This window comes from Quisquiliibacterium sp. (genome assembly GCF_982640115.1).
In genome coordinates this window covers 1-18,765 of record NZ_CEXFHW010000067.1, presented here as the reverse complement: position 1 = coordinate 18,765, position 18,765 = coordinate 1, and the positions used below count along the sequence as shown (strand labels likewise).

The following is an 18,765-nucleotide window of genomic DNA, read 5'->3' as shown; positions in this document are numbered from 1 at the left end:
CGACCACGGCGGCCGCCTCGCCGGCGCCGAGCCGGGTCTTGATCGACTGCATCTCGGCCATCAGCTCGGCAGGCGTGGCTGGCAGCGGCGGGCCCGCGCGCGTGGCCGATGCCGAGGCGGCGGCGCCGGCAAGACGGGCCAGCGCGCGGGCGATCAGGCCGGCAGGCCGCTCGGCGCTCATGCCCGGGCGCGGCAGCGCAGCAGGTTGACCGCCTTCATCGACAGCACCAGCGTGCCTTCCTGGTTGCGGGTCTCGATCAGCGAGATCGCCACGCCCCGCTCCGGATTCGAGGCCGAGCGCCGCGCCGAGAGGATGGTGACGCGCACCCAGAGTTCGTCACCGGGGCGCACCGGGGCCAGCCAGCGCAGCTCGTCGATGCCGGGCGATCCCAGGCTGGAGGCCGGCGACAGGAACTTCGTGGCCAGCAGCCGCATCATCAGGCTGGCCGTGTGCCAGCCACTGGCGATCAGCCCGCCGTAGGGCGATTCGGCCGCGGCGCGGGCATCGGTGTGGAAGGGTTGCGGGTCGAAGCGGCGCGCAAAGGAGAGCAGCTCGTCGGGTTCGACCTGGATGCTGCCGAGCTCGAAGACGGCGCCTTCCGGGTAGTCCTCGAAGTGGCGCACGGGCGGGCTGGGGTTGCGGTTCATGGCGGGGTTGGCGCGGGCTTGGCGTGAAGTGGGCGGATGCGAGGCTGGCAGTGTGGGTGCGACCGAGGCGCGGGGCAAGCCGGCCTCGCATGATAGGGTCAGGCGATGTCCCTGCCGTCATCATCGCCCACCACCGCCGCGGCCGACGCTGCCGGGCGGGCCGCTGCAGTGCCGCCGCCCTCGGCGCCCGCGCCGGTCGGGCTGCGCGAGGCCCTGCGCTTCTGGCTCATGCTGGGCTTCATCAGCTTTGGCGGCCCGGCGGGGCAGATCGCGATCATGCACCGCGAGCTCGTCGAGCGGCGGCGATGGATCAGCGAGAAGCGCTTCCTGCACGCGCTCAACTACTGCATGGTCCTGCCCGGTCCCGAAGCCCAGCAGCTCGCCACCTACCTCGGCTGGCTGATGCACCGTACCCGCGGTGCGCTGGTGGCTGGCGGCCTGTTCGTGCTGCCTTCGCTGCTCGTCCTGATCGGCCTGTCCTGGCTGTACATGGCGCTGGGCCAGCATCCGCTGGTGGCCGGTCTTTTCTTCGGCATCAAGCCTGCGGTCATCGCCGTGGTCGCGCAGGCTGCGTGGCGGCTCGGCAAGCGCACCCTGCGCCATCCCGTGCTGTGGCTGATCGCGGTGGCCGCGTTCGCGGCGGTGGCCCTGCTGCATCTGCCGTTTCCGCTGGTGGTGGTCGGTGCGGCGCTGGCCGGCCTGCTCGGCGCGCGGATCGTGCCCGCGGCCTTCGCGTCGGGCGGGGGGCACGGCGTGGCGGCCGGCAGCGGCCTGCCGGCGCTGATCGATGACCACACGCCCACGCCGGCCCATGCCCGATTCAGCCGCGCCCGGCTGGCCACCGTGCTCGGCGCGGGCGCCCTGCTCTGGCTGCTGCCCATGGCCGCGCTGCTGGCGTTGCAGGGCGCACAGGGCACGCTCCCGCAGATGGGCTGGTTCTTCACCAAGGCCGCGCTGCTCACGTTTGGCGGTGCCTATGCGGTGCTGCCCTATGTGCATCAGGGCGCGGTGCTGCACCACGGCTGGCTGAGCGCCACGCAGATGATCGACGGGCTCGCGCTGGGCGAGACCACGCCCGGGCCGCTGATCATGGTGGCGGCCTTCGTGGGCTTCGTGGGCGGCTGGAACAGTCCCGATCTTGCCGCGCTGCTGGGTCCCGGTCAGGCGCTGACCGCCGGCGTGATCGCGGCCGTGCTGGTGACCTGGTTCACCTTCCTGCCCTCGTTCCTGTTCATCCTGGCCGGCGGCCCGCTGGTGGAGTCCACCCGCGGCCACGTCGCCCTGGGCGGCCCGCTCACCGCGATCAGCGCGGCGGTGGTCGGGGTGATCCTGAGCCTGGCGCTGGTCTTCGGTCGGCAGGTGCTCCTGCCGCAGGGCCTGGCGGCCGGGCCCGATGCGGCCGCGCTGGGCCTGGCGCTGGCGGCGGCGGTGGCGCTGTTCAGCGGCCGGCTCGGGGTGATCCCGGTGATCGGCCTGAGCGCGCTGGCCGGGCTGGTGCTGACGCTCAGTCGAGGGTGATGTTCTCGCGCCGGATCACCTCGCCCCAGGCTGCGGTCTCGGCCCGGATGCGCGCGGCGAAGGCCTGCGGGTCGGTGAGCTCCACCTGGCCCTGGGTCTGCAGCTGGCGCAGGATGTTCGGATCGTCGCGGGCCGTGCGCAGCGCCGCGTAGAGCGCCTGCACCACCGCCGGCGGGGTCTGCGCCGGCACCAGCAGCCCCAGCCAGAACGACACATCGAAGCCGGGATAGCCGGCCTCGATCATGGTGGGCACCTCGGGCAGATCGCGCCAGCGGTTGGCGGTGGTCACGGCCAGCGCCTTGAGCTTGCCGGCCTTCAGGTTGGGCAGGGTCACCGGGGTGTCGAGCATGGTGTCGATCTCCTTGCCGAGCACCCCGAGCTGGGCATTCACCCCGCTCTTGTACGGCACATGGGTGGTCTTCACATTGGCCCGGTTGTTGATCATCTCGAAGCCGAGATGCGCGAGGTTGCCGGGCCCGCCCGAGCCGTAGGTGATCTGGCCGGGTTTGCTGCGCGCCAGGGCCATGAGGTCGGCCACGCTGTTCACGCCGGCGGTGCGCTCGGCCGCGGGATTGACCACCAGGATGAAAGGCGCCGACACCACCATGGTGAGCGGGATGAAGTCGCGCTCGGGCACATAGCCGAGCTTGCGGTACACCTGCGGGTTGACGGTGATGCTGCTGGAGTGGGTGGCCAGGATGGTGTGGCCGTCGGCCGGGGCCCGCGCCACCTCCGCCACGCCGAGCGCGCCGTTGGCGCCGGCCCGGTTCTCGACGATCACCGGCTGGCCCAGCTTGGCGCGCAGGTGCTCGGCCAGGGTTCGCGAGATGGCGTCGGTGGCGCTGCCCGCCGGAAAGCCGGTGATGATGCGGATGGGCTTGCTCGGCCAGGCCGGGGTCTGGGCCTGCGCGCCGGCGCAGGCGAATGCGGCCACGAGCAGCGCGATCCGCGGCAGCAGGCGGCGGCCGCGAAGCGACGGGGTGGTGTGCGGGAGGCTGGGCATGGCGGGCTCGCGGCGGGGGAGGGGGTGCGATCGATTCTAGGCGCCGCGCCAGGGCACCGTCGCGCCGATTCCGCCGTCTGCGGAACGGTTCCATGAACGCCCGTGCGCGCGGCGGGCTGCGCGACCGATGGGCTACCCTGCGCCACCGTCGGCAGCCGAGGGCACGCCGGCCCACCAGGAGAGCAGAGATGGCTTCGGAAACGCTGCCGTTCGACGGCCTGAAGGTGATCGACTGCGCCAGCTTCATTGCCGCGCCGGCCGCCGCCACCATCCTTGGCGACCTCGGCGCCGAGGTGATCAAGATCGAGCCCCCCGAGGGCGATCCCTACCGCGAGTTCTACCGCTCGCCGGGCATGCCGCCCACCGAGCACAACTTCCCCTGGGAGCTCGATGCCCGCGGCAAGCGTGGCGTGGCACTCGACCTGCGCCAGCCGCAGGGCCTCGCGGTGCTGCACCGGCTGGTGCGCGATGCCGATGTGTTCGTGACCAACCTGCCGCTGCCTGCCCGCGAGCGCCTGAAGGTGGACTACGCCGCGCTGGCGCCGCTCAATCCGCGGCTGATCTACGGCTCTTTCACCGCCTACGGCGAGACCGGGCCCGAGGCCGGCAAGACCGGTTTCGATTCCACCGCCTACTGGGCCCGCTCGGGCCTGATGGACCTGGTCAAGGCCGAGCATGATGCGCCCCCGGCGCGCTCGGTGAGCGGCATGGGCGACCATCCCAGCGGCGTGGCCCTCTACGCGGCGATCGTCACCGCGCTGCTGAGACGCGAGCGCACCGGCCGCGGCGGGCTGGTCACCTCCTCGCTGCTGGCCAACGGGGTGTGGGCCAACGGGGTCATGGCCCAGGCCGCGCTCGATGGCCTGACCATGCCGCCGCGGCTGCCGCGCGAGCAGGCGCCCAATCCCCTCACCAACCTTTACCGCTGCCGCGACGGCCGCTGGCTGAACCTCACCCTGCTCAACCCGGCGCGCCAGTTCCAGCCCCTGTGCGAGGCGCTCGAGTGCCCGGAGCTGCCGAGCGATCCGCGCTTTGCCACCGTCGAGGCGCGCAGCGCCAACCACCGCGCGCTGCTGGCGCTGCTCGATGCCCGCTTCCTGCAGCGTGATCTCGCCGACTGGCGGGCGCGCTTCGATGCCGGCGGCATCACCTTCGGCATTGTGGGCAGCATCTACGACATGGCCGACGACGAGCAGATGCGTGCCGCCGGCGTCGTGCTGCCCTTCGCCGACGGCTCGGGGCTCACCGTCAACAGCCCCTTCGAGATCGAGGGGGTGACCAAGCGCGCGCCCGGTCCGGCGCCGCGCCTGGGCCAGCACGGCGACGAGGTGCTCGCCCAGGCCGGCTACAGCCGCGCCGAGATCGACGCGCTGCGTGCTGCGGGAGTGCTGCTCTGAACCCGCCGCTGCCGCCGCTGCACGGGGTGAGGGTGATCGACCTCACCACCGTGCTCTTCGGGCCGTATGCCAGCCAGTTCCTGGGCGACTACGGCGCCGATGTGATCAAGGTCGAAACCGTTCAGGGCGACTCGCCGCGACGCACCGGCGAGGCCCGCAGCCCCGGCATGGCCGCGGGCTTCATCCCGGTCAACCGCAACAAGCGCAGCGTGGTGCTCAACCTGAAGCACCCCGAGGGCCGCGCCGCGCTCGCCCGTCTGGTGGCCGGCGCCGATGTCCTGATGCACAACATCCGGCCGCAGAAGCTCGCCGCCATCGGGCTTGACCCGTCGGCGGTGCGTGCCGCCAATCCGCGCCTGATCTACGCCAGCCTCAACGGCTTCTCGGAGGCCGGGCCCTACGCCGGCCGGCCGGCCTATGACGACATCGTGCAGGGCCTGTGCGGCCTGGCCGACCTGATGCGCCGGCAGACCGGCGAGCCGCGCTTCCTGCCCACGGTGGCCGCCGACAAGACCTGCGCGCTGATGGCCGTGCACGCGATCATGGCCGCGCTGATCGCCCGCGCCCGCGACGGCACCGGCTCGCAGGTTGAGGTGTCGATGTTCGAGGCCATGACCGGCTTCACGCTGATCGAGCACCTCGGCGGCCAGGCGTTCACCCCGCCGAGCGGGCCCGCCGGCTACGCGCGGGTGCTCGCGCCCTCGCGCCGGCCCTGGCGCACCCGCGACGGTCATCTCTGCCTGATGCCCTACACCGACGCCCACTGGGCGCGCTTCTTCGGTGAGGTGGGCCGACCCGAACTCGCCACCGATCCGCGCTTCGCCGACATGCGCGCCCGCACCGAGAACATCGAGGTGCTCTACGCCCTGGCGGCCGGCTTCGTGGCCGAGCGCACCACCGCGCAGTGGACCGAGACCCTCACCCGTCTGGATATCCCGCATGGCCCGGTCAATACCCTCGAGGGCCTGTTCAGCGATCCCCACCTGCTCGCCACCGGCTTCTTCCGGGAGCTGCCGGCCGGCGATGGCCGTTCGGCAATGCGTCTGGCCGGCAACGGCATCCGGATCGATGGCCGCACCGCGGCGATGCGGCCGCCGCCGCGCCTGGGCGAGCACACCCGGGCGCTGCTGCGCGAGACCGGGATGACCGATGACGCGATCGATGCGCTGATGGCCGCGGGCGCCGCCGCCGAGGCGCCACCCCTGGCCGTTCCCACCGGAGAAGACCGATGACCCAGCCCGTTCCCACCCTGCCCGATGTCTGGTGGGAAGACCTTCAGCCCGGCAGCCACTGGCTGACCCGCTCGCGCACCATCACCGAGCCCGACCTGGTGGCCTGGCTGAACCTCACCTGGCTCACCGAGGAGCTCTTCACCAACCTTGCCGATCGCAGCGGCTCGGCGATCGAAGGCCGTTTCGTGCCCGGCGCGCTGGTCTTCTCGTTTGCCGAAGCGCTCACCCTGGGCGCGGTGCGCATCCACGGCATGGCCTTCCTGCGCTCGGAGGTGGATGTGAAGGCGCCGGTGTTCGTGGGCGACACCCTGCAGGTGCGCAGCCAGGTGGAGGAACTGCGGGCCACCGGCAAGCCCGATCGGGGCCTGTGCCGTACCCGCAACGAGGTCATCAACCAGCACGGTCAGACCGTGCAGGTGTACACCGCACTGCGGATGATCCGCCGCCGGCCGGCGGCCTGACGGCGGGGTCTCGGTTCAGCCGAGCTCGCGCATGCGCAGCACCGAGGGCGGGCCGTCCATGAAGGCGCCCATCTCGCGGCCGAGCGAGCGGAAGTGGTCGGTGCCACGGTGGTTCTTGAGCGCATCGTCGTCCTTGTAGCGCTCCATGAAGACATAGGTGAGCGGGTCATCGCCCTTGCTGAGCGTGTAGAGCAGGCAGCCCGGCTCGTTGGCGTTGACCGCGGCCACGAGCTTGAGGGCGACTGCCTCGAAGTCGGCCTCGTGGCCCTGTTTGACCTTGATGGTGGCGACGATGCTGTGGGTCATGGTGTCTCCGTGGGCCCCGCTGAGGGGGCGTTGTGGTTGTGGGTGACGGGTGGGCGTGATCAGGCGCGCGCCGAGGGGCGCGCCGAGACCTCGGCGAACCAGCGGCCGAGATGGGTGAATTCCGGCGGGATGACGGTGCCGGTGTGCTTGCCGAGCAGCAACGCGCACTGCGCGGTGATGTCGGCCACGGTGTAGCGCGGCCCGACGAAGAACGGCCGCGAGCCGATCTCGGCATCGAGCAGGCGCATGACCTCGAGGGCGCGCGCCCGCGCCACCTCGCCGTAGGCGGCCACCTGCGGCCGGCGGCCCTGCCAGAACGGCGACAGGTGCACGAAGGCGTGCTGGATGGGCGTCTGCAGTTCGAGTTCGAGGCGGCGGTTCCACATCTCGACCTGCGCCCGCTCGAGTGCGCTGGTGCCGAACAGCGGCGGGTCGGGCTGCAGCTCCTCGAAGTAGCGGCAGATGGCGATCGACTCGGTGAGCACGGTGCCGTCGTCGAGCTCGAGCGTGGGCATGGTGCCCAGCGGGTTGAGCGCGAGGTAGGCCGGCTGACGGTTCTCGCCGGTGTTCATGTCGACCTGCACCGTGGGCAGGCTGATGCCCTTCTCGGCCAGGAAGATGCGCAGGCGGCGCGGGTTGGTGCCGGCCTTGAGGTCGTGGAGCTTCATGCCTTCACCTGGTGGTAGGCCCACTCGAGCCAGGGCAGCATCAACCGGATGTCGTCGGCCTGCACGGTGGCGCCGCACCAGAAGCGCAGCCCGGCCGGCGCGTCCTTGTAGGAGCCGCAGTCGAGCGCCACGCCCTCGGTCTCGAGCAGCTTCACCAGCTTCTTGACCTGGTCGGCGCTGAGGTCCAGCGACAGGCACACGCTGGTGCACGAGCGGGTGGCGGGCGCTTCGGCCAGGAAGCGGATCCAGTCGTGGCGGGCGACGAAGTCCTCGAACAGCGCGAGATTGGCCTGCGAGCGGCGGATGAGCTCGGGCAGCCCGCCGATGCCATCGGCCCAGGCGAGCGCATCGAGGTAGTCTTCATTGGCCAGCATGGAAGGGGTGTTGATGGTGGCGCCCTCGAAGATCTCCTCGAGCAGCTTGCCGCCCTTGGTCATGCGGAAGATCTTGGGCAGCGGCCACGGCGGCTTGTAGGTCTCGAGGCGCTCCACCGCGCGCGGCGACAGCACCAGCATGCCGTGGGCGGCCTCGCCGCCGAGCGCCTTCTGCCACGAGAAGGTGCAGACATCGATGCGCTCCCAGGGGATGTCCATGGCGAACACCGCGCTGGTGGCGTCGCACAGGGTGAGGCCGCCGCGGGTGGGGCTGATCCAGCTGCCGTCGGGCACGCGTACGCCGCTGGTGGTGCCGTTCCAGGTGAACACGATGTCGTGATCGGGGTTGGACTGGCCGAGATCCGGCAGCTGGCCGTAGGGCGCGTTGAACAGGCGGGCGTCGGCGAGCTTGAGCTGCTTGACGATGTCGGTGGCCCAGCCCTCGCCGAAGGACTCCCAGGTGAAGATGTCCACCGGACGCGCGCCGAGCATCGACCACATCGCCATCTCGAAGGCGCCGGTGTCGGAGGCGGGCACGATGCCCACCCGGTAGCCCTCGGGAATGCCGAGGAGGCGCCGGGTCTCGGTGATGCTGCGGGCAAGTCGGGACTTGCCCAGGGCCGAGCGGTGCGAGCGGCCGAGTGCGTCGGTGGGCAGCGCCGACAGGCTGTAGCCGGGGCGCTTGGCGCAGGGGCCCGACGAGAAATGGGGGCTGGCGGGTTTGAGGGCGGGTTTCAAGACGGACTTTCGGTGCGGACGAAGGATGGTCGACCCGGGCAGCCGGACCGCCCGGGCAACCGCTGATTATCCCGCAGTTCGGCGCTGTGTAGAATTCCAGTATCCATCCGCCATGTCCTCGCTGCTCGCCCACCTCAATCCCCCCCAGCTCGCCGCGGTCACGCTGCCTGCCCAGCATGCGCTGATCCTGGCCGGCGCGGGCAGCGGCAAGACCCGGGTGCTCACCACCCGCATGGCCTGGCTGATCCAGACCGGCCAGGTCAGCCCCCTGGGCGTGCTCGCGGTCACCTTCACCAACAAGGCCGCGCGCGAGATGCTCACCCGGCTCTCGGCCATGCTGCCGGTGGCCACGCGGGGCATGTGGGTGGGCACCTTCCACGGCCTGTGCAACCGGCTGCTGCGCGCGCACCACCGCGACGCCGGCCTGCCCCAGACCTTCCAGATCCTCGACTCGGCCGACCAGCTCGCCGCCATCAAGCGGCTGCTCAAGTCCCTCAATGTCGACGACGAGAAGTTCCCGCCGCGCAACCTGGCCAGCTTCATCAATCACGCCAAGGAGGAGGGCCTGCGCGCCGGCGCGCTCGATGTCTCCGACGAGCACTCGCGGCGCTGCGCCGAGCTCTACGCCGCCTACGACGAGCAGTGCCAGCGCGAGGGCGTGGTCGACTTCGCCGAGCTGCTGCTGCGCAGCTACGAGCTGCTCTGCCGTCACGAGCTGCTGCGCGAGCACTACCAGCGCCGCTTCGCGCACATCCTGGTCGACGAGTTCCAGGACACCAACACCCTGCAGTACCGCTGGCTCAAGCTGCTCGCCGGCGGCGGCGCCTCGGTGTTCGCGGTCGGCGACGACGACCAGAGCATCTACGCCTTTCGCGGCGCCAATGTCGGGAACATGAGCGCCTTCGAGCGCGAGTTCCGGGTCGCCAACCTGATCAAGCTCGAGCAGAACTACCGCTCGCACGGCCACATCCTCGACTGCGCCAACGCCCTCATCCGCCACAACGCGCGCCGTCTCGGCAAGGAACTCTGGACCGAGGCCGGCGAGGGCGAACCGGTGCGCGTGCACGAGGCCTTCTCCGATGGTCACGAGGCGCAGTGGCTGCTCGAGGAGCTGCGCAGCCTGGTGGCCGAGGGCTGGTCACGGGCCGATGTCGCGGTGCTGTACCGATCCAACGCGCAGTCTCGCGTCATCGAGCACGCGCTCTTCTCGGCCGGTGTGCCCTACCGGGTCTATGGCGGGCTGCGCTTCTTCGAGCGGGCCGAGGTCAAGCACGCCCTGGCCTACCTGCGCCTGGTGGCCAACCCCGATGATGACGGCGCCTTCCTGCGGGTGGTCAATCTGCCGGCGCGCGGCATCGGCGCGCGCTCCGTGGAGCAGCTGCAGGATGCCGCCCGCGCCGGCGGCACCAGCCTGTACCGCGCGGTGGCCGGCCTGCCCGGCGCGGCCGGGGCCCGGCTCTCGGCCTTCACCCGCCTGATCGACACGCTGGCCAGCGAGATCCGGGCGCTGCCGCTGCCCGAGGCGGTGAGCCATGTGGTTGAGCGCAGCGGCCTGGTCGCGCACTATCAGGCCGAGAAGGAAGGCGCCGAGCGCCTCGAGAACCTGCGTGAGCTGGTCGCTGCCGCCTCGGCCTTCCTGGCCGAGGAAGGTCTGGGTCAGGATGTGCCTGCCGACCTTGGCGCGGCCCGCGCAGCCGCCCCCGACGATGCCGGCGCCGCCGGCGGGTCGGCGGCCGATCCGACGGTGTCGGTGCTCGGCCCGGCCGCGCCCGGCGCGGTCGCCCTCACCCCGCTGGCGGGCTTTCTTGCCCATGCCTCGCTCGAGGCTGGCGAGAACCAGGCGGCCGAGGGCACCGATGCCGTCCAGCTCATGACCGTGCACTCGGCCAAGGGCCTGGAGTTCGACGCGGTCTTCATCACCGGCCTGGAAGAGGGCCTCTTCCCCCACGAGAACGCCGCCAGCGAGCCCGACGGCCTCGAGGAGGAGCGCCGGCTCATGTATGTGGCCATCACCCGCGCGCGCAAGCGGCTGTACCTGTCGCTGGCCCAGACCCGCATGCTGCACGGCCAGACCCGCTCCAACCTGCGCTCGCGCTTCCTCGAGGAGCTGCCCGAGGCCAGCCTGAAGTGGCTCACGCCCCGGCAGTCGCCGCGGCAGGCCTCCTGGCAGGAGGGCTGGGGGGGCGCCTGGGAGGGCACGCCGCGCCGCGCGGCGCCGGTGCTGTCGGCGGCGGCGCTGCGCCTGACCGACACCGGCCGGCCCGATGCCGCCTCGCAGCGCGCGGCGCACGCGCTCGACCGCGGCATCGCGTGGCGGGTGGGCCAGTCGGTGGCGCATGCGCGCTTCGGCGAAGGCGTGATCGTCAACCTCGAGGGCCGTGGCGATGATGCCCGGGCACAGATCAACTTCGGCCCCGAGGGCGTGAAGTGGCTGGCGCTGGCGGTGGCCAGGCTGACGCCGATCTAGGGGCGGCGGGCCTCCCGGCGCTCGCCGCCCGCGCTCAGTCGCGGACCACGTCGCGCCAGGTGGCCCAGAACGAGCAGTAGAGCGCGGTGAGCACCACCAGTGAGGTGGGCGAGAGCACCAGCGACATCAGCAGCGGCGAGCCGCCCAGCACCAGCTTGAGCATCTGGATGCCCAGCGAGGCGAGCAGCGCCACGCCGAACCAGGCGGCTGCGTACTGCAGGAAGGCCCAGCGGTTGCGCATCACCGCGGCCATGCTGAAGAACATCGCCTTGAGCGGCGGCAGGCCGTGCCAGGCGCAGAAGAGCGGCGCGAACCACAGGCCCATCTGCACCGGCGTGTAGGCCAGCAGGAAGAGCACCGAGGCCCACAGCAAGGAGCTCTCCTGCAGCGAGGGGTCTTCACTGCTGGCCTGGCCGGTGGCGATGCGCAGCAGCGTGCCGTCGTCGGCGAGCGAGGCCAGCGCCAGCGCCACCAGGGTGCTGACGGCGTTGATCACGCCCAGCACCAGCAGTCCGCGCCAGCGCGGTCGCACCGGTTCGCGCAGCGCGGCGAAGAGCATCTGCGGCACCGGGTGCTCGCCGCTGCCCGCGGGGCCGGCGCCGGCGGCGGCCCGCGCCGCGTGCATCACGCCCACCGAGAGCACCGGCGTGAGCAGCATCGGGGCGAAGGGGCCGATCAGCGGCACCAGCGTGGCCAGCATCAGCACCAGCAGGTAGAGGAAGCACAGCGCGAGCAGCGCCATGGGGGCCCGGCGCAGCAGCCGGAAGCCATCCAGCACCCAGGTCCGGCCAGTGGCCGCGGGCAGCGTCTGGACCTGCATCAGTCGTCTCCGGTCAGCGCGCCCGGGCTGTCGCGCCGGGCCAGCAGGATCCGTTCGAAGTGACCGGGATCCTTGGGGGTGACCATCTCCGCCGGTCGGGGCAGGTGCAGGTCGAACAGGCGCGACAGCCAGAAGCGCAGCGCGGCGGCCCGCAGCATCAGCGGCCAGGCCTCGTGTTCGGCCGGCAGCGGCTCGCGCACGGCACGGTAGGCTGCGAGCAGGGCGGACAGGCGGGGTGGGTCGAAGTGGCCGGTGGCGTCATCGACGCACCAGTCGTTGCAGGTGACCGCGAGGTCGAACAGCCAGGTGTCGCACCCGGCGAAGTAGAAATCGATCACCCCGCCCAGGGTGTCGCCGTCGAAGAGCGCGTTGTCGCGGAACAGATCGGCGTGCACGGCGCTGCGCGGCAGACCGCGGCAGACGGCGGTGTCGGCGAAGCGCTGCTGCCCGGCCATCTCGTCAGCGAGCAGGGCGCGGGCCGCATCGTTGAGGAAGGGCGCCACGCGGGGCGCGGTCTCCAGCCACCAGGGCAGGCCGCGCAGGTTGGGCAGATCGCCGGCGTAGTCGCGGGCAGCCAGGTGCATGCGCGCCAGCACCGTGCCGATCTGCGCGCAGTGGCCGGCATCGGGCGCCACCAGCGCCCGGCCGCTCAGCCGGCTGACCAGCGCCGCGGGCTTGCCGGCGAGCGTGCCGAGCAGTGCGCCCTGACGGTCGGGCATCGGATCGGGGCAGGGAATGCCGCGCGCCGCCAGGTGGCGCATCAGGCCCAGGTAGAAGGGCAGCTGCGCGTGCGACAGGCGCTCGAAGAGGGTGAGCACGAAGCGCCCGCCCTCGGTGTCGACGAAGAAGTTGCTGTTCTCGATGCCCGAGGCGATGCCTTCATGGCTGATGAGCTGACCGAGGTCGAAGCCGGCGAGCCACTGCGCGAGCTCGGGGCGGTTTACCGGCGTGAAGACGGCCATGGGACGGCAGGGTGGGGCGGGTTGGCCGGCGGGCGCGCCGGCGAGGTCGGGTGCCTGACGCACGCGGCAGCATGCCGGCGCGCAAGGCGCGGCGAGCATAGCAGAGAAGCGGGCAGCCGGCGGCGAGCGCCGCCGCGGCTCGCGGGGGGCGCGGTCGGCTACAGCGAGAACATCAGCTCGCGTTCTCGCGGCGTGGGGCTGAAGCCGCGCGACTGGTAGAAGTCGAAGATCGCGTCGACCACCTCGGCGGGGGAGTCGACGACCTTCATCAGCGCAAGGTCTTCCTCGCCGATCAGGCCGTTGGCCAGCAACGACTCGCGCATCCAGTGCAGCAGCCCCTGCCAGAAGGCCGAGTCGACCAGGATGATGGGAATGTGCCGGCCGACACGGGTCTGCACGAGGGTGAGCACCTCGGCGAGTTCGTCGAGGGTGCCGAAGCCGCCGGGCACAGCGACGAAGGCCGAGGCGTACTTGGCGAAGGCCACCTTGCGCGCGAAGAAGTGGCGAAAGCGCAGCGAGATGTTCTGGTAGGGATTGCCGGTCTGCTCGTTGGGCAGTTCGATGTTCAGCCCGACCGAGGGCGATGGCCCCTCGAAGGCGCCGCGGTTGGCGGCCTCCATGATGCCGGGCCCGCCGCCCGAGATCACCGTGAAGCCGGCATCCGACAGCAGTCTCGACAGGGTGACCGTGGTCTCGTACCAGCGATGCCCGGGGCGCACGCGGGCGCTGCCGAAGATCGACACCGCAGGCCGGATCTCGGCCAGGCGCTCAGTGGCCTCGACGAACTCTGAGATAATTCCCAGGATGTGCCAGGACTCTCGCGCCTTCAGCGAGGTCGAACGCTCGGGGCTCGGAATCGAGCGCAACTGCGGGACGTGCTTGCCGGTGGACATGACTGAACAGACGCTCCTGCTGGTCGACGGATCGAGTTTCCTGTATCGGGCCTTCCATGCCCTGCCCGACATGCGCAGTCCGTCGGGCGAGCCCACCGGGGCGGTCTACGGCATCGTGGGGATGCTAAGGCGTCTGCGCAGTGACGGCAAACTCGGTGGCGCCGCCTCGCTCGGGGCCGTCGTCTTCGATGCCCCCGGCAAGACCTTCCGCGACGACTGGTACCCCCAGTACAAGGCCAACCGGGCCTCGATGCCCCCCGACCTCGCCCGCCAGATCCCGGTCATCCACGAGCTGGTGCGCGCGCTGGGCTGGCCGCTGCTGGCCCCGCCGGGTGTCGAGGCCGATGATGTCATCGGCACGCTGGCCCGTCGCGCGTCCGAGCGGCGCATGAACACGCTGGTGGCCACCGGCGACAAGGACCTCGCCCAGCTGGTCGACGAGCGCACGGTGCTGGTCAACACCATGACCGCCCAGGGCGGCCCGCCCGAGCGGCTCGACCCCGACGGCGTGCTGGCCAAGTTCGGCGTGCCGCCCACGCAGATCATCGACTGGCTCTCGCTGGTCGGCGATGCGGTCGACAATGTGCCCGGCGTGCCGAAGGTCGGCCCCAAGACCGCGGTGAAGTGGCTGCTGCAGTACGGCTCGCTCGACGGCGTGATCGCCCATGCCGCCGAGATCGGCGGGGTGGTCGGCCAGAACCTGCGCGATGCCCTCGACTGGCTGCCCACCGCGCGCCGGCTGGTCACGGTGCTCACCGACTGCGATCTTTCCGGTCACCTCGAGGGTTTCGAGGCGCCGCTCGCGCTGCGCGACGAAGACCCGCAGGCCCTGCGCGAGCTCTTCTCCCGCTGCGGCTTTCGCACCTGGCTGCGCGAGCTCGATGGCGCCGCGGGCGTCGGCGCGGTCGCGGGCCCAGCGCGCGATGGCCGCCCGGCGGCCGCCTTCGCTGCCGCGCCGGGCGAGGCCGATCCGACGGCGGGCAGCGCCGCCCTGCCGCCGCTGCCCGAGCCGGTGCACGAGCTGGTGACCACCGAGGCCGCGCTGCAGGTCTGGATCGGCCGCATCCGCGCCGCGCCGCTCACCGCGTTCGACACCGAGACCACCTCGCTCGATCCCATGGCCGCACGCCTGGTGGGCCTGTCGCTGTCGGTGGAGCCGGGCACCGGCTGCTACATCCCGCTGGCCCACGACTACGCCGGTGCGCCGGCGCAGTTGCCGCTCGATGAGGTGCTGGCGCGCCTGCGCCCCTGGCTGGAAGACCCGGCCGCGGCCAAGGTCGGCCAGAACCTCAAGTACGACGCCCACGTCCTCGAGAACCATGGCATCCGCCTGGCCGGCATGGCCCACGACACGCTGCTGCAGTCGTATGTGCTCGAGGCGCACCGCAGCCATGACATGGACTCGCTCGCCGCGCGCCATCTCAACCGCCGCACCATCACCTACGACGAGGTCACCGGCAAGGGCGCCGCGCGCATCCCCTTCAGCCAGGTGACCCTGGAGACCGCTGCCCGCTACGCCGCCGAAGATGCCGAGGTCACCCTGCACCTGCACCGCGTGCTGCATCCGCAGCTGCTCGCCGATGCCGGCCTCGGCCGCGTGTACCAGAGCCTCGAGATGCCGGCGATGCGGGTGCTCCAGCGCATGGAGCGCGCCGGGGTGCTGATCGACGCGGCGCTGCTCACCGCGCAGTCCGAGGAGCTCGGCCGCAAGCTCCTGGCGCTCGAGGGGCAGGTGCACCAGGCCGCCGGCCAGCCCTTCAACCTCGGCTCGCCCAAGCAGCTCGGCGAGATCCTCTTCGAGCGCCAGGGCCTGCCGGTGCTCAAGAAGACCGCCAGCGGCGCGCCCTCCACCGACGAGGATGTGCTCACCCGCCTGGCCGAGGACTATCCCCTGCCGCGGCTCATCCTCGAGTGGCGGGGCCTGGCCAAGCTCAAGAGCACCTACACCGACAAGCTGCCCCGCATGATCAACCCGGCCACCGGCCGGGTGCACACCCAGTTCTCGCAGGCGGTGGCGGTCACCGGCCGGCTCGCCTCCAGCGAACCCAACCTGCAGAACATCCCGGTGCGCACCGCCGAGGGCCGGCGCATCCGCGAGGCCTTCATCGCGCCGCCGGGTCACTGCCTGGTGTCGGCCGACTACTCGCAGATCGAGCTGCGCATCATGGCCCACCTCTCCGGCGACGAAGGTCTGCTCGCGGCCTTCGCGCAGGGGCTCGATGTGCACCGGGCCACCGCCGCCGAGATCTTCTCGGTGAGCCCCGAGGAGGTGAGCGCCGAGCAGCGCCGCTATGCCAAGGTGATCAACTTCGGCCTCATCTACGGGATGGGCGAGTTCGGTCTGGCTTCCAACCTGGGCATCGAGCGCGCCGCCGCCCGCCAGTACATCGAGCGCTACTTCGCCCGCTACCCCGGTGTGCGCAGCTACATGGACGACACCCGTCGGCTGGCCCACGAGCAGGGCCATGTCGAGACCGTGTTCGGCCGCCGGCTGTGGCTGCCCGAGATCAACAGCCCCAACGGCCCGCGCCGCCAGGCGGCCGAACGGGCCGCCATCAACGCGCCCATGCAGGGCACCGCCGCCGACCTGATCAAGCTTGCCATGATCGCCGTGCACGACTGGATCGAGGCTGAATCCGCGCCGGCGCGGCTGGTGCTGCAGGTCCACGACGAACTGGTGCTCGAGGTGCCCGAGGCCGCGCTGCCCGAGGTGCGCGAGCGGGTGCGCGCCCTGATGATCGGCGTGGCCAGCCTGAAGGTGCCCCTCGAGGTCGAGGTCGGCGCCGGCCCCAACTGGGAACAGGCCCACTGACGGGCCGCGCCAAGGAGACAGCCCGCCATGATCGCTTCCGAAGACATCCACAGCCTGGTCGGCCGTGAGCCGCTCGGCCGTCGCGGCTTCGTCGCGGCCTCCCTCGCCGGGGGCTTCGCCGCCTCGGTGGCGCCGGTCGGCGCGCTGCGCGCCCAGACCATCGTCACCGATGACGCCGGCCTGGTCTCCGAGGAGGTGCTGATCACCACCGCCGACGGCCGCCTGATGCCGGCCTGGCGCGCCCAGCCGGCCGGTGCCCGCGGGCTGGCCACGGTGCTGGTGGTGCATGAAGCCTTCGGCGTGCACGAGCACATCCGCGATGTCTGCCGGCGCTTTGCCCGCGCCGGCTGGCAGGCGATCGCCCCCGAGCTCTTCTTCCGCCAGGGCGATCCGCGCATTCACGAGACCGTCGCCGAGGTCTTCGCCAGCGTGATCTCGCGGGTGCCCGACAGCCAGGTGCTGTCCGACCTCGATGCCTGCGTGGCCTGGGCGGCCGGCAATGGCGGCCAGCGCGGCCGGCTCGGTATCACCGGCTTCTGCTGGGGCGGACGCATCGTCTGGCTGTATGCCGCCCACCAGCCGGCCCTGAAGGCGGGGGTGGCCTGGTACGGCCGGCTCTCGGGCCAGACCAACCCGCTCACGCCCGCCCATCCCATGGACATCGCCGAGCAGCTGCGCGCGCCGGTGCTGGGTCTGTACGGGGGGCGCGACGAGGGCATCGCGGTCAGCAGCGTCGACGAGATGAAGACCCGGCTGTCCTTCGGTCGCGGTGCGTCGCAGGCCTCCGACATCGTCGTCTATCCCGAGGCGCCGCATGCCTTCCACGCCGACTACCGGCCCACCTACCGCAAGGACGCCGCCGCCGACGCCTGGAACCGCTGTCTCGCCTGGCTGCGGCGCTTCGGCGCGGCCTGATCGCCTGCACGTTCCCGCCCATGACCCTGGTCCATGTTCTTCTGGCCACCCTGGCCACCGGCCTGCTGAGCGTGCTCGCCGCCGCGCTCGTCTCGGTCACCCTGCTCAAGGGCGTGGTGCACCGGCTGGTCAGCCTGTCGGCCGGGCTGCTGCTGGCCACCGCCGTGCTGCACCTGCTGCCCGAGGCGATGGAATCCGGCGCCGACCTCCATGCGTTGTGCGCCACCCTGCTCGCCGGCCTGGTGGGGTTCTTCCTGCTCGAGAAGATGGCCATCCTGCGCCACAGCCACCACTACGAGGGCGACGGCCACGAGCATGAGCACGGCCACGACCGCCACGAGGCCGGGCCGGGTGGCACCCTGATCCTGGTGGGGGATGCCATCCACAACTTCGCCGATGGCGTGATGATCGCCGCGGCCTTCACCACCGATGTCGGCCTGGGCTGGCTGACCGCGGTGGCCATCGCCGCCCACGAGGTGCCGCAGGAGATCGGCGATTTCATCCTGCTGCTGAACGCCGGCTACAGCCGTGGCCGGGCCCTGCTGTTCAACGGCCTGGCCAGCCTGGCGGCGGTGGCCGGGGGTCTGGTGGGCTGGTTCGCGCTGAGCGCCGGCGACAGCCTCAAGCCGCATGTGCTGATGCTGGCGGCCGCCAGCTTCATCTACATCGCGCTCGCCGACCTCGTGCCCGACCTGCACCGGGAGAGCCGCCGCGCGCGCGCCGGCTGGCTGCGGCAGTTCATGCTGATGGCGGTTGGCATCCTGATCATCGCCTTCATGACCCATCGCCTGCACGTGCACTGAGCGGGTCGGCCAGCAGCGCCGCCAGCAGCGCGGCCATCTCCGGCTCGCCGGGCGCGGTGTTGTCGAAGCGCACCAGTTCCGGGTACTCCGCCGGGTCGGGCGTGAAGCGGCGCTGGCGGTAGCTGTCCCAGTGGGCCAGCTTCCAGGCATCGCGCGGATCGCCGCGGCGCACGATGCGCTCGCGCGCCACCTGCTCGTCGAGGTCGATCCAGGCCACCCGCACCCGCGTGCCCGGGGGCACCGGGAAGGCGCTGCCGTCATGCAGCCGGTGCGCGCGCACCTCGCGCGAGAACGGTCCCACCACCAGCACATTCACGCCCAGGGCCAGGTTCTCGGCCGCCACCTCGATCAGGCCGGTGTATTCCAGATCGCGCAGCTTCTCGAGGTAGGTGGGGCTGTCGCGGTCATGGGGGTCGCCGGTGAGCAGGCCCATCACCCGCGACGAGAAGGCGCCGTAGAGCGTGTCCTTGTCCAGAAGACAGCAGCTTTCGCCGGTGGCTGCGTGCAGGCGCGAGACCAGGCGACGGGCGAGCGTGGTCTTGCCGGTGCCGGCGTGGCCGCAGAAGAAGATCAGTCGCGCCATGGCGTCCTTGTGGGCACGCGCTCGCCAGGCGGCCAGCCCGGGGTGGCCGCCATGACCGCGCGCTTTAGGGATGGGGACCGGTGGCCACCGGCCGGGCCGGATCGGCGCACCACTCGCTCCAGGAACCCGGGTAGAGCGCGCCCTCGGGCAGGCCGGCGAGTGCTG

Annotated in this window: 18 protein-coding genes and 1 pseudogene; 8 read left to right on the top strand and 11 right to left on the bottom strand. The window is 71.6% G+C overall.

Annotated features, from left to right (window positions below; genetic code table 11):
* Both AC2H6A_RS09515 and AC2H6A_RS09510 read right to left on the bottom strand, forming a co-directional pair.
* Positions 1 to 181, bottom strand: a 181-nt coding sequence (locus AC2H6A_RS09515) for a hypothetical protein (protein WP_484272927.1), incomplete at its 3' end; no start/stop codon positions are given.
* On the bottom strand, positions 178 to 648 hold the full coding sequence (locus AC2H6A_RS09510) for a MaoC family dehydratase (protein WP_484272926.1): 471 nt from the start codon (positions 646 to 648) through the stop codon (positions 178 to 180). The genes AC2H6A_RS09515 and AC2H6A_RS09510, both read right to left, overlap by 4 nt.
* Before the next feature lie 105 nt (positions 649 to 753).
* Between AC2H6A_RS09510 and chrA the strand changes: the two genes are divergently transcribed.
* Positions 754 to 2,166 (top strand): chromate efflux transporter, encoded by a 1,413-nt coding sequence (gene chrA, locus AC2H6A_RS09505; RefSeq protein ID WP_484272925.1) that lies wholly within the window; start codon positions 754 to 756, stop codon positions 2,164 to 2,166.
* On the opposite strand, the gene AC2H6A_RS09500 is transcribed toward chrA, so the two are convergent.
* Positions 2,153 to 3,169, bottom strand: coding sequence for a Bug family tripartite tricarboxylate transporter substrate binding protein (locus AC2H6A_RS09500; protein WP_484272924.1), 1,017 nt, complete (start codon positions 3,167 to 3,169; stop codon positions 2,153 to 2,155). The genes chrA and AC2H6A_RS09500 overlap by 14 nt on opposite strands.
* A 188-nt stretch (positions 3,170 to 3,357) precedes the next feature.
* On the opposite strand from AC2H6A_RS09500, the gene AC2H6A_RS09495 reads away from it, so the two are divergent.
* The 3 genes from AC2H6A_RS09495 to AC2H6A_RS09485 are packed head-to-tail and all read left to right on the top strand — an operon-like array spanning position 3,358 to position 6,259.
* A complete protein-coding gene (locus AC2H6A_RS09495; RefSeq protein ID WP_484272923.1) occupies positions 3,358 to 4,566 on the top strand; it encodes a CaiB/BaiF CoA transferase family protein in 1,209 nt (402 codons plus the stop codon).
* Positions 4,567 to 4,592: 26 nt separating this feature from the next.
* Positions 4,593 to 5,798, top strand: a complete 1,206-nt coding sequence (locus AC2H6A_RS09490) for a CaiB/BaiF CoA transferase family protein (RefSeq protein ID WP_484272922.1) — start codon at positions 4,593 to 4,595, stop codon at positions 5,796 to 5,798.
* Positions 5,795 to 6,259: a MaoC family dehydratase gene (locus AC2H6A_RS09485; RefSeq protein ID WP_484272921.1), complete on the top strand. Its 465-nt coding sequence runs from the start codon at positions 5,795 to 5,797 to the stop codon at positions 6,257 to 6,259. The genes AC2H6A_RS09490 and AC2H6A_RS09485 overlap by 4 nt, the downstream gene beginning before the upstream one ends.
* 15 nt (positions 6,260 to 6,274) lie before the next feature.
* On the opposite strand, the gene AC2H6A_RS09480 is transcribed toward AC2H6A_RS09485, so the two are convergent.
* From AC2H6A_RS09480 to AC2H6A_RS09470, 3 genes are read right to left on the bottom strand one after another with little or no spacing between them, the layout of a single operon-like run.
* Positions 6,275 to 6,565: a putative quinol monooxygenase gene (locus AC2H6A_RS09480; protein ID WP_484272920.1), complete on the bottom strand. Its 291-nt coding sequence runs from the start codon at positions 6,563 to 6,565 to the stop codon at positions 6,275 to 6,277.
* A gap of 59 nt (positions 6,566 to 6,624) precedes the next feature.
* Positions 6,625 to 7,233: a glutathione S-transferase family protein gene (locus tag AC2H6A_RS09475; RefSeq protein WP_484272919.1), complete on the bottom strand. Its 609-nt coding sequence runs from the start codon at positions 7,231 to 7,233 to the stop codon at positions 6,625 to 6,627.
* On the bottom strand, positions 7,230 to 8,345 hold the full coding sequence (locus tag AC2H6A_RS09470; RefSeq protein WP_484272918.1) for a phosphoserine transaminase: 1,116 nt from the start codon (positions 8,343 to 8,345) through the stop codon (positions 7,230 to 7,232). Before AC2H6A_RS09470 ends, AC2H6A_RS09475 begins: the two co-directional genes overlap by 4 nt.
* A 112-nt stretch (positions 8,346 to 8,457) precedes the next feature.
* On the opposite strand from AC2H6A_RS09470, the gene AC2H6A_RS09465 reads away from it, so the two are divergent.
* A complete protein-coding gene (locus tag AC2H6A_RS09465) occupies positions 8,458 to 10,812 on the top strand; it encodes a UvrD-helicase domain-containing protein (RefSeq protein WP_484272917.1) in 2,355 nt (784 codons plus the stop codon).
* 34 nt (positions 10,813 to 10,846) lie between these two features.
* Here the strand turns inward: AC2H6A_RS09465 and AC2H6A_RS09460 are convergent, their stop codons facing one another.
* The 3 genes from AC2H6A_RS09460 to AC2H6A_RS09450 form a co-directional block, all read right to left on the bottom strand.
* A complete protein-coding gene (locus AC2H6A_RS09460) occupies positions 10,847 to 11,632 on the bottom strand; it encodes a BPSS1780 family membrane protein (RefSeq protein WP_484272916.1) in 786 nt (261 codons plus the stop codon).
* Positions 11,632 to 12,594 (bottom strand): homoserine kinase, encoded by a 963-nt coding sequence (locus AC2H6A_RS09455; protein WP_484272915.1) that lies wholly within the window; start codon positions 12,592 to 12,594, stop codon positions 11,632 to 11,634. The genes AC2H6A_RS09460 and AC2H6A_RS09455 overlap by 1 nt, the downstream gene beginning before the upstream one ends.
* A gap of 158 nt (positions 12,595 to 12,752) precedes the next feature.
* Complete coding sequence (locus AC2H6A_RS09450) at positions 12,753 to 13,487, bottom strand: LOG family protein (protein ID WP_484272914.1); 735 nt, start codon at positions 13,485 to 13,487, stop codon at positions 12,753 to 12,755.
* Here AC2H6A_RS09450 and polA point away from each other — a divergent pair.
* Genes polA through AC2H6A_RS09435 form a run of 3 tightly spaced genes read left to right on the top strand, consistent with a single transcriptional unit; the run spans position 13,486 to position 18,017 of the window.
* Entirely contained in the window at positions 13,486 to 16,299 is a 2,814-nt protein-coding gene (gene polA / locus AC2H6A_RS09445) for a DNA polymerase I (protein ID WP_484272913.1), read from the top strand. The two genes, AC2H6A_RS09450 and polA, sit on opposite strands and share 2 nt — an antisense overlap.
* 27 nt (positions 16,300 to 16,326) lie before the next feature.
* Complete coding sequence (locus tag AC2H6A_RS09440; protein WP_484272912.1) at positions 16,327 to 17,214, top strand: dienelactone hydrolase family protein; 888 nt, start codon at positions 16,327 to 16,329, stop codon at positions 17,212 to 17,214.
* A 20-nt stretch (positions 17,215 to 17,234) separates the two neighbouring features.
* Positions 17,235 to 18,017, top strand: coding sequence for a ZIP family metal transporter (locus tag AC2H6A_RS09435; protein ID WP_484272911.1), 783 nt, complete (start codon positions 17,235 to 17,237; stop codon positions 18,015 to 18,017).
* Here the strand turns inward: AC2H6A_RS09435 and AC2H6A_RS09430 are convergent.
* A complete protein-coding gene (locus AC2H6A_RS09430; protein WP_484272910.1) occupies positions 17,989 to 18,600 on the bottom strand; it encodes a P-loop nucleotide/nucleoside kinase family protein in 612 nt (203 codons plus the stop codon). The genes AC2H6A_RS09435 and AC2H6A_RS09430 overlap by 29 nt on opposite strands.
* Positions 18,601 to 18,664: 64 nt before the next feature.
* Positions 18,665 to 18,765: pseudogene (locus AC2H6A_RS09425) on the bottom strand (sulfurtransferase); the annotation flags it as partial.